The organism is Chamaesiphon minutus PCC 6605 (genome assembly GCF_000317145.1).
Taxonomy (GTDB): Bacteria; Cyanobacteriota; Cyanobacteriia; order Cyanobacteriales; family Chamaesiphonaceae; genus Chamaesiphon; species Chamaesiphon minutus.
Genome location: NC_019697.1, coordinates 3,998,101 through 4,011,669, shown reverse-complemented (window position 1 = coordinate 4,011,669; position 13,569 = coordinate 3,998,101). Strand labels below are relative to the sequence as shown.

General features: G+C 45.8%; 13 protein-coding genes. 7 read left to right on the top strand and 6 right to left on the bottom strand.

Annotation, left to right across the window (positions count from 1 at the left end; translation table 11 throughout):
- Nucleotides 1-33 precede the first annotated feature (33 nt).
- Nucleotides 34-1,530: a DNA repair protein RadA gene (radA, locus tag CHA6605_RS18365; protein ID WP_015160903.1), complete on the bottom strand. Its 1,497-nt coding sequence runs from the start codon at nt 1,528-1,530 to the stop codon at nt 34-36.
- Nucleotides 1,531-1,976: 446 nt separating this feature from the next.
- Between radA and rpaB the strand changes: the two genes are divergently transcribed.
- The 3 genes from rpaB (at nt 1,977) to CHA6605_RS18350 (ending at nt 4,117) form a co-directional block, all read left to right on the top strand.
- The gene (gene rpaB / locus CHA6605_RS18360; protein WP_015160902.1) at nt 1,977-2,705 is read left to right on the top strand and encodes a response regulator transcription factor RpaB; all 729 of its coding nucleotides are present in this window, start codon (nt 1,977-1,979) and stop codon (nt 2,703-2,705) included.
- Between the two features lie 128 nt (nt 2,706-2,833).
- Entirely contained in the window at nt 2,834-3,514 is a 681-nt protein-coding gene (locus CHA6605_RS18355; RefSeq protein ID WP_015160901.1) for a cofactor assembly of complex C subunit B, read from the top strand.
- Nucleotides 3,515-3,631: 117 nt separating this feature from the next.
- Complete coding sequence (locus CHA6605_RS18350) at nt 3,632-4,117, top strand: AbrB family transcriptional regulator (protein ID WP_015160900.1); 486 nt, start codon at nt 3,632-3,634, stop codon at nt 4,115-4,117.
- A 480-nt stretch (nt 4,118-4,597) separates the two neighbouring features.
- Here CHA6605_RS18350 and CHA6605_RS18345 read toward each other — a convergent pair whose 3' ends face one another.
- A complete protein-coding gene (locus CHA6605_RS18345; protein ID WP_015160899.1) occupies nt 4,598-5,818 on the bottom strand; it encodes an esterase-like activity of phytase family protein in 1,221 nt (406 codons plus the stop codon).
- An 85-nt stretch (nt 5,819-5,903) separates the two neighbouring features.
- Here CHA6605_RS18345 and CHA6605_RS18340 point away from each other — a divergent pair, with 85 nt between their 5' ends.
- A complete protein-coding gene (locus tag CHA6605_RS18340; protein ID WP_015160898.1) occupies nt 5,904-6,521 on the top strand; it encodes a hypothetical protein in 618 nt (205 codons plus the stop codon).
- 165 nt (nt 6,522-6,686) lie between these two features.
- Here CHA6605_RS18340 and CHA6605_RS18335 read toward each other — a convergent pair whose 3' ends face one another.
- The 3 genes from CHA6605_RS18335 to apcA form a co-directional block, all read right to left on the bottom strand.
- Entirely contained in the window at nt 6,687-6,890 is a 204-nt protein-coding gene (locus tag CHA6605_RS18335; RefSeq protein WP_015160897.1) for a phycobilisome linker polypeptide, read from the bottom strand.
- A gap of 339 nt (nt 6,891-7,229) precedes the next feature.
- The gene (gene apcB / locus CHA6605_RS18330; RefSeq protein WP_015160896.1) at nt 7,230-7,715 is read right to left on the bottom strand and encodes an allophycocyanin subunit beta; all 486 of its coding nucleotides are present in this window, start codon (nt 7,713-7,715) and stop codon (nt 7,230-7,232) included.
- Between the two features lie 78 nt (nt 7,716-7,793).
- Entirely contained in the window at nt 7,794-8,279 is a 486-nt protein-coding gene (gene apcA / locus CHA6605_RS18325) for an allophycocyanin subunit alpha (protein ID WP_015160895.1), read from the bottom strand.
- 259 nt (nt 8,280-8,538) lie between these two features.
- Here apcA and CHA6605_RS18320 point away from each other — a divergent pair, with 259 nt between their 5' ends.
- From CHA6605_RS18320 to CHA6605_RS36265, 3 genes are all read left to right on the top strand, one after another.
- Nucleotides 8,539-9,453, top strand: a complete 915-nt coding sequence (locus CHA6605_RS18320) for a PhzF family phenazine biosynthesis protein (protein WP_015160894.1) — start codon at nt 8,539-8,541, stop codon at nt 9,451-9,453.
- A 252-nt stretch (nt 9,454-9,705) separates the two neighbouring features.
- Entirely contained in the window at nt 9,706-11,592 is a 1,887-nt protein-coding gene (ftsH2, locus tag CHA6605_RS18315; protein ID WP_015160893.1) for an ATP-dependent zinc metalloprotease FtsH2, read from the top strand.
- Nucleotides 11,593-12,351: 759 nt separating this feature from the next.
- Complete coding sequence (locus CHA6605_RS36265; protein WP_269744503.1) at nt 12,352-12,480, top strand: hypothetical protein; 129 nt, start codon at nt 12,352-12,354, stop codon at nt 12,478-12,480.
- Between the two features lie 42 nt (nt 12,481-12,522).
- Here CHA6605_RS36265 and CHA6605_RS18310 read toward each other — a convergent pair whose 3' ends face one another.
- Nucleotides 12,523-13,464, bottom strand: a complete 942-nt coding sequence (locus tag CHA6605_RS18310) for a glycosyltransferase family 8 protein (RefSeq protein WP_015160891.1) — start codon at nt 13,462-13,464, stop codon at nt 12,523-12,525.
- Nucleotides 13,465-13,569 lie beyond the last annotated feature (105 nt).

Below are 13,569 nucleotides of genomic sequence, written 5' to 3'. Positions count from 1 at the left end.
CCAGTCGCTCGGTGTCTGTTAGGCTACAAAATATCAATCTTCGTCGATATCTTCTACTTCTGTCTCGGCGGGAAGGGCAGCGACGATCGCGTCGATTACTCGTCCCACGGGAATAATTTCCATCCCCAGATCGGGAAAAGTTTGATGTCCTTTGGGGACGATCGCGCGTTTGAATCCTAATTTCGCTGCTTCTTTGAGGCGTAACTCTAATTGTGATACTTGACGTACCTGCCCGCCCAGGCCGATTTCACCGATTAGGATCGTAAAGGGAGCCACCACTCGATCGCGAAAACTCGCCACGATCGCGATCGCCATCCCTAAGTCTACCGCTGGTTCGGAGACATTTAACCCTCCTGCGGATGCCACATAAGCATCTAATTTCGAGAGTGGAATCCCGACGCGTTTTTCGAGTACTGCCAAAATTTGCGTCAGGCGGTTGTAATCGATGCCCGTACCCGCCCGCCTAGGCGATGGATAGCTAGTCGGACTGACTAATGCCTGTAACTCGACCACGATCGGTCTAGTTCCTTCGCAAGCAACGACAATTGCCGTACCAGGAGCCATCCCTTGTCGATCGCCTACAAACAGCTCAGAAGGGTTGTCAACCTCTCTCAATCCTCGATCGACCATCTCGAACACTCCCACTTCATGAGTGGCTCCAAAGCGATTTTTGGTGGATCTCAGGAGACGATGGGAGGCAAACCTGTCGCCTTCAAAATATAAAACGGTATCGACTAAATGTTCTAGAACTTTCGGCCCCGCGATCGCCCCTTCTTTGGTCACATGTCCGACAATTAACAGAGTAATGTCTTCTCGTTTGGCAACTTTCATCAACGCTGCGGTACATTCTCGCACCTGCGCCACCGAGCCAGCAGCAGATGTCAGTGCGGGGAAATAGACTGTTTGAATACTATCGATTACGGCCACATGAGGGCGCAGCGATTCTAATTCTCGCAGAATTTCTTCTAAATCTGTCTCGGCTTGGACGTATAAATTTGCGCCATCGGCTACCGTTAGTTGTTTCGGTGTCTCAGCCGCTCCATTTGCCTCGATTTCCTCGCTAGTGAGTTCGCCTTTGGTGCCTTCAACTCCCAGTCGAGAAGCCCTAAGTTTGACTTGCTTGCCCGATTCTTCGCCGCAAACATATAATACTCGATAATGTTTGGACATGAGATTGGCAGTCTGAAGCAACAGGGTAGATTTACCAATCCCTGGATCGCCACCGATTAAGACTAGCGAACCCGGTACGATCCCACCGCCCAACACGCGATCGAGTTCGCCAAACCCAGAAGCCCAGCGTTCTTCTTCACCATCGATAATTTCGGGGAAAGTTAGGGCTGCTAGAGGATGCGGTTGCTCGTCACTCGATCGAGCATTTGGAGCCTTGACACCAACTCCCCTAGAAGCAGACGGCGGTGGTTGTTCGATCAGCGAGCCATAAGTGTTACAGATCGGGCATTTTCCATACCATTGTGGGGATGTCGATCCACATTCATTACAAACATAGGAAGTGCGGGGCTGTTTTGCCATGATCTAGAGGGTAGAAGGTAGAGGGTACATGGTGGGCGAGTGTCAGAGGCGATCTTCAAACTTCACTTCAAAACTGTCAGACTGAAGCGAACATTCAAAGATGTGCCTTTAGCCGATCCCAACTTAAAAAGCAATAGCGACAGATGAGTTAGAAGATTCTAGATGCAGCAAGGTTTTCCTAATCTTGCTTCGATCGAGCCATGGGTCGGAAACCTCCGTATGTGTTGCATCCGCAAAATTCACAATCCACAATCCAAAATGGTATGAGACAAATAGGCTCAATTGTTAAAAAATGTTAAAGAATTTTAACTGGCAATCGACGCAATTCCGATTCTGAAGGGGTTTGACTGCACCAATTTAGTTGGAATTAATGATAATCTTAATCTTAGGATGTTAAAAGTTAACGTTAAAAAAATTACCACTATACGATAGGAGCTTTGATAAGCTTGGAAAATCATAAGGAAACTATTCTGGTCGTTGATGATGAGGCTAGCATCCGCCGCATTTTAGAAACTCGCCTCTCCATGATTGGCTACGATGTAGTTACAGCGGCTGATGGGGAAGAAGCCCTAGAAACTTTTCGCGAAACCTGCCCCGATCTCGTCGTGCTCGATGTGATGATGCCCAAGCTCGATGGCTATGGGGTGTGTCAGGAGCTACGCAAAGAATCTGATGTGCCGATTATCATGCTCACGGCGTTGGGCGATGTCGCCGATCGCATTACCGGGCTAGAATTGGGTGCGGATGACTATGTAGTCAAACCTTTCTCTCCCAAAGAATTGGAAGCGCGAATCCGTTCGGTATTGCGGCGGGTGGATAAGAATGGACTCAATGGGATTCCTAGTTCGGGAGTAATCCAGATTGCCACGATCAAGATCGACACTAATAAACGTCAAGTTTATAAATGTGACGAACGGATTCGGCTTACGGGGATGGAGTTTAGTCTGCTCGAACTGCTCGTAAGTAGATCGGGCGAAGCTTTTTCGCGATCGGAAATCTTGCAAGAAGTTTGGGGTTACACTCCCGAACGTCATGTCGATACGCGAGTTGTAGATGTCCATATTTCTCGGCTCCGCGCCAAGTTAGAAGAAGATCCCAGCAATCCCGAACTCATCCTCACCGCTAGAGGTACGGGTTATTTATTTCAGCGCATTATCGAGCCTGATGAAATCTAGGGGTTAAAGGTTATAAATCGGAGCGTGTAAAGTAATAGAGTGGGCATAGCCCTACTCTATAATTTTCATGTGCCCGGTTTACCATTTTAGTCTGTTTGAACTAATAAAATCTAGGTCTGGAGCTATGGATGAAAGCAGATAATAACCGCATTGTCAGACTCGTACCGATCGTCGCGGGGAGTATCGCAGGTACCTTATTAATGATAAATCGGGTACTGACTCCAGAATTGACCGACTCACAGGCGCGATCGGATGCTGTGGGTGTAATATTGACAGCAGTCTTGATTTTGACGGGATTGCTATGGCAACAAGTCCAACCCCGACAACCCGATAGCGTAATCTTAGAGGGGACAGAAGGATTTGAATTGTTGCCAACTTTACCAGACGATCTCAAAACTGAATTAGCTTGGGCATCACATTTGCTACTGACAAATACAGTAACTCGATCGATCGTGATTTACTATCGCGGGCAAGTCTTACTCCGGCGAGGAGTTTTGGCACCAAAAGTCGAAGTCACACCGGGTGCGATTCTCAATTTAGTTTTGAGCAAGCAAAAAGCAATTTATTTAGTAGACACAAAAATCTATCCTGGTAGATTTGAATTTGATTATTTACCACCCAACACTCAAGGGATTATTTGCCAGCCATTAGGACCTGAAGGTGTGGCGATCTTGGGCGCAAATGCTCCGCGCAGCTATACCAAACAAGACGAAACTTGGATCGAGGGAATAGCCAATAAATTGGCAAATAGTTTGGAGTCGCTCTTGACAATGCCCCCCGCCGCGACAAAGCCAAACGATAAAATTTGAGTGTTTTTACCTTTATCGTCTCCTCAAAATTAGAGATTAGCGACAAAATTTTTGCATGAATAGTAATTTAGCCAATTATTAAGTGCATAATGAAACTAATATCCAACTGATTCAATCATGGCTAAAACTAAATTAGAATCTGCTCCCAAAGCTCGTAAAAACGCCGCAACCGAGACAGCTACACCAGCCCCAAAAGCCGAAAAATCGGCAAAAGTGGCCGCAACGATCGCAGCTCCAACTGAAGTCGAATCTGCCCAAACTCCGCTCACTGGTAAGGCTTTACTCCAAAGAGTCAAAGAACTCGGCCATCTAGCAAAGCGGGAAACTGCCAAACAATGTGGCTATGTAAAAACTTCAGCATCGGGCGGTGTCCGTACCGATCTATCTGGTTTTTATGATGCGGTACTAGCTGCTAAAGGTGTCAAATTAGACGAAACTAGTAGAGATAGTCGCGGCAAAGTTGCCACTTATAAAGCAACCGTTCACAAAAATGGTCAGTTGCTGATCGGTTCTGCTTATACCAAAGGCATGGGTCTCAAGGAAGGCGATACCTTTACAATTAAGCTAGGCTACAAGCACATCCATTTAATTCAGGATAATTAAATGGATCTAGGCAGATCCATTTAATTCAGGACGAGCGATATCGACATCCTAAAGAGTCTAGCTATTACTCAATCGATCGATGTATTGGTAGCTCTGGATGTCGATCGAAACTCGCCGATTAGCCAATCGGGGTGGTAAGGATTTAGCGGTAGATAGATTTATTCATAGCGATGAAATCAGCTACCATCAACTGTAAATGCTCTCAAAATCTAGCAGACAGGCAATTTTACAAAATGTCGTCTTGGTGCTAAATTTTGCGAGCATTTTAAGTACTAGTTAGAGACATTACCAGGATAATTAGTCGATCGTAGATAGCTAATCGATAGCAACAACGATCTCGATGATGCGATCGAGTCGATCGGTTATGGGTTGGACTTTTCAGCTCACATGCACTAAATGCTCTTCGTGAAGATGTCATCAGCCTCCATCCTCGGATCGGCTACCTTTTCTCAACCAGTAGATTAAATGTCTAAAAGCTGATTATCCCTGCTTGAGTTTGAATAACAAGAACTGAGTGATTTGACGCTTGGTAAAATTATTATCGCTAACTAACAATAATGTCTGACTGCCATCGGGAAGCTTGGAGCCGAGAGCCATCCCTTCAAGATTATCGAGGTAGATATTGAGTTGCTTGAGATCGAAGGCTAATTGTTTTTTAATGGGTTGAATGGTGGTATTCCCTTTGAAGCTGGCAATCTTGCTAGTATCGGTAGCACCTGCGGGGGTAGCTTGAAAGATTTTCGCACTAAAGCCTGTCAGACCGAAAGAACGTTCGAGGGTAAGAAAATGACCGCTAGTATCGATCGAGACAATTTCGGGCAAACCATGCTCGATGGCACCTAATGGCGGCGGATCTAGCTGGTACAGGTGCTCGCTAATCACATCGGGACGATTGCTCAGCAGATAGTGCAGCCAGCGACTTTTGGCACCGGGAATTTTGCCATCTTCGCCAACTTTGGGTACTATTTTATCTTGCATTAAGGCTGATTCTGTGGCGGCAAATAGTCGCACTGGTTCGCCGCTAGCCGGAAGAGTACCTGTAGGACTGAGTGTCATGCCTTCAAATGCCAGATTATTCTGCACACCGCGTTTGGCTTCGGTATCGGGTAGATACCGCTGTGGAATGAGTAACGCTTGTTTGACTTGCCCAGTTTTAAGATCGAATTCGTTGATAAATGGCGGAACGTTGCGGCTGCGATCGCCTTCACTAGAGATAAATACCGATGACTGTGAGGTTAAGGCAATGGCTTCGGTATCGGTTTCCCATTTCAGATATGTTTTCCCATTGGCATTTTTCAGCAACGTGACGTCGGTAACATCTACCTTATTGAATTTGACTTGGGGACTTTTGGTATCGAGATCGAGTTTGAGCGTGTAAAATCTAGCTGGAGCTTTGTCCCCCCGATCGTCAGAAATTGCATAAAACCTGTCTTGCTGTCGATCGTAAGCCAGTCCTGACAAGCCGCCGACAGGGGTGTCTTTGACCTGCAAATCTTGAGGAAGTTGGTATTCGCCGATATACTCGATTGAAATCTTATTGAAGATCCTACTGCTAGCCTCACTAGGCAACTCCGAACTACAGGAAGTCAAAAAGATCGCAATCCCCATCAGACACAACAAAGCTCCGAAAGAGACAGTCCCGGCTAAAATCCAACTCCCGAATTTTTTGCGTTGAGAATTCGGGTTTTTATCTAGACTCATATCGATTCTGGGTAATAATACATAATTAAAGACGCTGATAATGGTCGGCTAACCCATTAACCCATTATCTACAGTTTAAGACTCTGTGCCCCACAAAAATCAACGCCCGCTCCTCCGAGCGACTCAGAACCAAGCTAGCGGCGATCGACGATCGACTAATTACAACATGTCTTTATCTACCTTGCCCGTTCCTCATAATATCAAATTCGATGAAGCGATCGAGCTGACGCAAGCATTCTTGGCGCAGCTTAAAAAACAGGAATTGACACCCGATGGAGTTCGAGATTTTGTATCCGAGTTAGTTAAAACTGCCAATGGTGCGCGGGGCTTTTTTGTTACTTATTTAACTTCGCCAGATCCGATTTGCGACGAGCCTCAGCCAGAAATTATTGACGCACTCCGCACGCACCCCGAAGTTACTGCGGACTTACTCGTCAAAAATATCGCTATGTCTACCGCGCAGCAACTCTATCATCAGCGACGCAACGACAGCGACATGGTGACATCTTCAGCAACAGTAGCCGCGCGGACGACCAAAATTATCCAGCAAATAAATCTACCGCAGATTTGGAATATATGTCGGGAATTAATCGTTAGTATTGAGACTGGTACTGGTTCTTATACTGATTTTTTGACTCGTTGGGGCTACGATGAAGAACAGAAAACCGCGATCGCACAGGCAGTTTCACAGCTTAATGTCTAAAATCTACATTCCGCACGATTGAAATCGTCGCCTAGTAGTCTACTCGATTTCTTAGTCCGCCTTAGCGGACTTTGCATCACAAACAACGACTAGAAGTCGTTGCGCTCTTTACAAACAAAAAGAGGTCGGATATCCGACCTCTTTTGATACTCTGCCGATTAATAATTAAAGTAATCCAGTATTAGCACCCTGTTTGCCAGTGGCTAATTGAACTTTAATGATTTTACCGCCCATTTTCATAATTCGCTGTTGTTCGCGGAACCAGCTATCGTAAGGTACTAATTTAGTAAAATAAGTATTTTGTAATTCGCGCTGAGTTCTGATGCGAGATTGGCTGGGAACGCAGGCGGTGACTTTGAACATCCGCATGTCGGTGGTTCTCCTATTGTTATATTTTGGATAAACTATACTAATTTTCGCACTTTTCGGTCGCCGATGCTCCAATAACAGTAGGGAGATCGGGAGTCGTTGGTCGAAGACCTGCCTTCGGCAATCGCAATACTTTACTTATGTAATGAGATAATCTCAATCGATCGCGAAATTCAAATCTCCAAATACATCAAAGTCTGGGAGTCAAACGTTAGTTTTAGATCGTCAAAACTTACCTTAGTTAGACTAGATAAGCTGCTGAAGAGCTAATACTCACATTGGACTTCCCAGACTCGACTTTTTTATCTAGATCGGAAATAAGCTGGTTAACTTAGATGACTAGCTCAAGCCAGAACAGATGTAGTCTAAGTAAACACCCATTTCTTTACCAGCATCAGCACCAACTAAGCTAGCAGTAACTTCTTTGATGGCTTGGATTGCTTGAACGGTAGCAGCAACAGGTACTCCCAAGGAGTTGTAAGTTTCTTTCAAACCGTTGAGAACGCGCTCGTCCAAGATAGAAGGGTCGCCAGCTAGCATTGCGTAGGTAGCATAACGGAGGTAGTAGTCTAAGTCGCGGATGCAAGCTGCATAACGACGAGTGGTGTACATGTTACCACCGGGACGAGTGATATCCGAGTACAACAAGGATTTAGCTACAGCTTCTTTAACGATGGTAGCAGCGTTAGCACTGATCGTACCAGCAGCACGAACGCGGAGTTCGCCAGTACCGAAGTAAGCTTTGAGCTTGTCTAACGAGGAGGAGTCAAGGTATTTACCTTGAACGTCGGATGAATTGATAACAGAAGTAATTGCGTCTTGCATTTTCCTAAATTCCTTATCTAGTCTCTAGTTGCCTATGTTGCGAAATATAATCGGACTTGTCGATAAACTAGTTTTAAACTAGCTCATTGCACCGATTAGGTAGTCGAAGTAAGCACCAGCTTCAGCAGCGTCTTCACCAGACATCATTGAAGTAGCAGCATCTTTCATCGCACGGACGCCAGTCGCAACGCCATCGATCGGAGTACCTAAAGATCTGTACATTTCACGCACGCCAACTACACCGATTTCTTCGATCGGAGTAACATCACCAGCAACTACACCGTAAGTGATCAACCGGAGGTAGTAATCGAGGTCGCGCAAGCAAGTTGCAGTCATTTCTTCGCCGTAAGCGTTTCCACCTGGGGAAACAACATCAGGACGTTGTTGGAACAGCTTGTCGCCAGCACCTTTAACCAAACGCTCGCGAGAGTCAGTTAGGGTTTGAGCGATGCGGAGACGGCGTTCGCCAGAAGTGACGAAGTTTTTGATCCGATCTAATTCGCCTGGGCTCAAGTAACGAGCTTCAGCATCTGCATTGACGATCGCTTTGGTGACGATACTCATTGTGGGTTTGCTCCAAAAAAGTTTGTTACCAGACTTATATTAACTGGCTAGAAGCCATTTAGGTCTGAGGCGGATCGCTATTACTCACAATCGAGTATGAGTCAGTCACGATTTTTATACCTTCCGCAAACATTTTCCGGCATTATTACTAGTTTCTGAGTAAAGTCTTAATAGTTTGTAACGATCGAGGATTGGGGGTGGATGGGTGGATGAATGGATGAGTGGGACAATTAGAGGGGAGTCAAGTTTAGTAACAAAAATGACTAATATTCCGTTTTTGATTCTGGATGTGTTTGCGACGGAGAAGTATACGGGGAATCAGTTGGCTGTATGTCTGGATGCTGAAAACTTGACGGATCTTCAGATGCAGCAGATCGCTCGCGAGATTAATTTTTCCGAGACGACGTTCGTCACCAGCTCGGAGCCTGTTAATGGCGGCTACAACACCCGCATTTTTACGCCCACGACAGAACTACCGTTTGCGGGACATCCGACGCTTGGGACGGCCTTTGTCATCGCACGGGAACTAGTCGGCAAATCTACAGCGGCGGCTGTCGGGGAGACAATCGAGCGGATCGCACTCAACTACAAAATCGGACAAATTGGGGTGGATATTCACTACCGCAATGGCGAGCCAGATATTTTGTGGATGCACCAACAACAACCCCAATTCTTCGATCGCGTCAATGTCGAGGATCTAGCTGCTGTCATTGGTGTAAACCCTACAGATATCGACGAGCGGTATCCGATCGAGCCTGTCACGACTGGGTTACCATCAATAATAGTGCCGCTAAAAACGATAGCCGCAGTGAGTCGAGCAAAATTAGATCTAGCTATCTATGCTAAGACCGTTGCCACTCTTCCCGCTCAGGCAATTTTGGTATTTTGCGCGGAAACTGTCAATCCCGATCGACAATTACACGTCCGGGTATTTACAGAATGGTTTGGGATTCCCGAAGATCCGGCGACGGGGAGTGCGAATGGTTGTCTGGCGGCTTATCTAGCCAAATACCAGTACTTCGGCAGCCCCAAGCTAGATATCACTGTCGAGCAAGGCGTAGAAATGGGAAGAGCTTCACTGCTCTATCTCCGTGCCGAGTATACACCCACTCGCTGCCCCGTCAGTATTGGCGGTCGCGTCATCACCATCGCCAAAGGTGAATTTATCCTGTAATTAGGCTCCGGCAACTTCGCTCCTAAAACTGTTTCAAACATATATGGCGAGTCATGCCCACCCCGCATTTTGCTCCTCGCTCCCCGATCCCCGATCCCCGATCGCCTACTCCCCCCCTTTCCGAAATCTGAGAATTACGTTAAATTTAGTTAAGATATGTTTTAAGATATTTTTAAACTGTAGTAAGACAAGCTGAAATTTATAACTCTCGCTAGATCGCTCATCACCCCATAACCAAAGGCAAACAATTTTATGAAGTTTTCGTGGAAACTAGCAGTACTGTGGACGATACCCGTTCTAGTAATTGGCTTCTTCGTCTGGCAAGGGGCGTTCACACCCGTCACCGCTGAAGTCGGTAAAAATACAGCCAGTACTCGGATGACCTATGGCAGGTTTTTGGAGTATCTCGATGCAAATCGAGTCAGAACAGTAGATCTCTACGATGGTGGTAGAACCGCGATCGTTGAAGCAGTCGATCCAGACCTCGAGAATCGGATGCAACGCTTGCGTGTCGATCTGCCCACCAACGCCCCCGAATTGATTGCCAAACTCAGAGACTCGAACATCTCTTTTGACAGCCATCCCGTGCGCAATGACGGTGCTGTCTGGGGATTTCTGGGTAACTTAGTATTTCCAATATTGTTAATCGGTGGCTTGTTCTTGCTATTCCGCCGCTCCAACAACATGCCTGGTGGCCCAGGTCAAGCGATGAACTTTGGTAAATCCAAAGCGAAGTTTCAGATGGATGCCAAAACTGGGGTGATGTTCGATGACGTCGCGGGTATTGCCGAAGCTAAAGAAGAATTACAAGAAGTAGTGACATTTCTCAAACAGCCCGAACGCTTTACGGCTGTTGGTGCCAAGATTCCTAAAGGTGTATTGTTAGTCGGCCCTCCAGGTACTGGTAAAACCTTGCTTGCTAAAGCGATCGCAGGTGAAGCTGGCGTCCCCTTCTTTAGTATCTCTGGTTCGGAATTTGTAGAAATGTTTGTCGGTGTGGGTGCATCCCGCGTCCGCGACTTGTTCAAAAAAGCCAAGGAAAACGCTCCTTGTATCATCTTTATCGATGAAATTGATGCCGTCGGTCGCCAACGCGGTGCGGGTATCGGTGGTGGTAACGACGAACGCGAGCAGACTCTCAACCAGATGCTCACCGAGATGGATGGTTTTGAAGGAAATACCGGAATCATTATTATCGCCGCAACTAACCGTCCTGACGTGTTAGACTCTGCATTGTTACGTCCCGGTCGTTTCGATCGCCAAGTCCAAGTAGATCCACCCGATGTCGCTGGACGGGTTGAAATTCTTAACGTTCACGCTCGCAACAAAAAATTAGGTGCAGACATTTCTTTAGATGCGATCGCGCGTCGGACGCCCGGATTTAGTGGTGCTGACTTAGCTAACTTGCTCAATGAAGCTGCAATCTTGACCGCACGTCGTCGCAAAGATGCAATTACTAACCTCGAAATCGACGATGCAGTCGATCGCGTGGTAGCAGGGATGGAAGGCACGCCATTAGTCGATGGTAAGAGCAAACGTCTGATCGCTTACCATGAAGTCGGTCACGCGATCGTCGCTACTCTAATTCCCGCTCACGATCCACTCCAAAAAGTAACTTTAATTCCACGCGGACAAGCTGCTGGTTTGACCTGGTTCACACCTGCTGAAGACCAATCCTTGATCTCTCGGACTCAACTCCGCGCTCGGATCTGTGGTGCTCTGGGCGGACGTGCGGCTGAAGAAATCATCTTTGGCGACTCGGAAGTCACGACTGGTGCTGGTGGAGACTTGCAACAAGTTACTTCTATGGCTCGTCAAATGGTCACTCGCTTCGGGATGTCCAAACTCGGCCCTCTGTCTTTAGAAAGCCAATCTGGTGAAGTATTCCTAGGTGGTAACTGGGGCGCGCGTTCTGAGTACTCCGATGAAGTAGCCGCTCAGATCGATCGACAAGTCCGCGAAATCATCGCTGGTTGTCATCAAGAAACAATCCAAATCATGCGCGAAAACCGCTCGGTGATCGATCGCTTAGTCGATATCTTAATCGAGAAAGAAACGATCGACGGTGAAGAGTTCCGTCAAATCGTCGCTGAGTACACAGTGGTACCTGAGAAGCCTCAATTCGCACCGATGCTGTAGATTTGATTTGACATTTTAATCATTCAAAAAGCCCTGCTAATGTTATTAAACTAGCAGGGCTTTTTGTCGATCGAAAAATCCTCTCCCAGGAGCGGCTCGCGCTCCTCGGCTTTGCCGAGGGTTTAGCGAGACAGCGATGCATCGCTCCCTCCCGTTTGTGTGCGTCAGCGGCTCGCATAATCCGGGAGGTTTCCTCCCGGATTATGCGGATGCGCTCCGGTCGGGTTTCCCGACCATGGAAGCGCAACCTTGCAGCGAGACAAGACAAGACAGGGGCACCCCTACAGATTAATTGCGTAGGGGTGCCCCTGTCTTGTCGTTTTTTTATTCGGGGGGAACCCCCGAATAAAAACGCCGCTTGTGGGTACCCGACTATCTCTACTAAGCACTAGTCTTTCCGTATTGGTGCAAGATGTGAGCAAACCATCTCCCAACTATCTCCACTCCCAAGAGGGTTCGGTTAGTCAGTCAGTCAGCGGTTGAAACCGCCGCTAGTGTTGCAAAGTCCGCCTTCGCGGACTAAACCTAGAACAAAAATTGGTTTAACCGAACCGTATTGTCTCCACTCCTACCAGGTTGGCATGTAAATAATTTATCGTTCGATCGCATATTATCTCTCGATCGAAGATGGCGAACCCACCCCGCCCTAAGGGCACCCCTCTTCAGAGAGGATTTAAATGCGGTAGATTGTTGGTTGGGACTGCTAAACTTATTGCGATCTAACCTTTACTTGCAAATTTTAGTTTCTTTCTCATGCGCATGGCGGCTGCGCTACCAATTAGTGTCCCCACGATCGAAAATGCTTCGGGGACTGCTGTAGTAGTAGAAGGTGAAATATTACCTACGCCAGAGATCGTGTTTGTAAAAGAGCCAAAAGAGGATGATTGATATCAAATACAAGGGCAGCTTGGAGATTTTTTAACTGCTATATCAGATATGTTTCTCCAAAAGAGAAACATATCTAACATTCTTACTCAATCTCTGTATTATATGCTTTGCAAAACAATTGTAATAAGAGCGAGACAATCGGATTGTCCGCTTTAACTTACGCACAGATAAATTAACATAGCTTTTGTAATTTCTAAAGCTAGTTTGAACTAGTGTTTTTTTAAAAACATCATAATTACTATGTACTATCTCTCCCATAAAATCGAATGGCTTGGGCGAACCGACAAAATGAAAGATATTTTCTGAATTTGAGGCGACTACGTCCGAAGTTGGATATAGTGGGTAATTATAAGAAGAATTTATAGTTTGAAAATTTTCATAAAAAATACAATTTAAAATAGCTTCATCTCCAAATGTTAATCGATCGATATACTTATTAGCCCAATCTAGGCATTGAGTAGTAATATCCAATTCTCGCCATTTTTTCAAGTCCATCACCATTACGCCAGAATTAAAATATCTAGCTTCTTCTTTCATGCCGATCGATGTATAAAACTTGCTTCGTAACGAATCACCAATAGTCTCGATCGAAGCAGCACCAATTACACAATTATTCAGATCTAAATTGAAAAGTTCGCTAAGATCTTTACCGATCGATAGATCGCTATCTAGATATATAATCCGATCTTTTGGTAACAGATTTGCAAGCATGAGCTTAGTAAAGTTAAACTTATTCCCATGCAGGCCATAATATTTATTAAATAATGTAGTCTCATCAAATTCAATCACATTTAATTGATATTTGTTTGAGAATGGCTTTAATGTTTTGTGAATCTTTTCTATATCTGTAGAGCTATAATCTTTCTGTATTAAATTAATTTCGATCGGCGATCGAGAGCTATTCATTAGAGAGTATAAGGTTACATGTAAACTAACTTCAATATTCTTATCCGCACACAAAGCAACTGATATTGGGGGCTTCATTTATTTAATGTAAAAAATATGTTTGCTGACCTGACTAGCTAAAATCCCCACAATTAGACCGTCTATCGCTTACCTCACCCTTGGCACTAGTACAAAAAGACTAAA

Excerpts from the sequence above, each read along its gene's own strand:
- apcA (WP_015160895.1), bottom strand. The coding sequence starts at position 8,279 with ATGAGTATCGTCACCAAAGCGATCGTCAATGCAGATGCTGAAGCTCGT.
- CHA6605_RS18335 (WP_015160897.1), bottom strand. The coding sequence starts at position 6,890 with ATGCGGATGTTCAAAGTCACCGCCTGCGTTCCCAGCCAATCTCGCATC.
- CHA6605_RS18345 (WP_015160899.1), bottom strand. The coding sequence starts at position 5,818 with ATGAGTCTAGATAAAAACCCGAATTCTCAACGCAAAAAATTCGGGAGT.
- apcB (WP_015160896.1), bottom strand. The coding sequence starts at position 7,715 with ATGCAAGACGCAATTACTTCTGTTATCAATTCATCCGACGTTCAAGGT.
- ftsH2 (WP_015160893.1), top strand. The coding sequence starts at position 9,706 with ATGAAGTTTTCGTGGAAACTAGCAGTACTGTGGACGATACCCGTTCTA.
- CHA6605_RS36265 (WP_269744503.1), top strand. The coding sequence starts at position 12,352 with ATGGCGGCTGCGCTACCAATTAGTGTCCCCACGATCGAAAATGCTTCG.
- CHA6605_RS18355 (WP_015160901.1), top strand. The coding sequence starts at position 2,834 with ATGAAAGCAGATAATAACCGCATTGTCAGACTCGTACCGATCGTCGCG.
- CHA6605_RS18350 (WP_015160900.1), top strand. The coding sequence starts at position 3,632 with ATGGCTAAAACTAAATTAGAATCTGCTCCCAAAGCTCGTAAAAACGCC.
- CHA6605_RS18310 (WP_015160891.1), bottom strand. The coding sequence starts at position 13,464 with ATGAAGCCCCCAATATCAGTTGCTTTGTGTGCGGATAAGAATATTGAA.
- CHA6605_RS18320 (WP_015160894.1), top strand. The coding sequence starts at position 8,539 with ATGACTAATATTCCGTTTTTGATTCTGGATGTGTTTGCGACGGAGAAG.
- radA (WP_015160903.1), bottom strand. The coding sequence starts at position 1,530 with ATGGCAAAACAGCCCCGCACTTCCTATGTTTGTAATGAATGTGGATCG.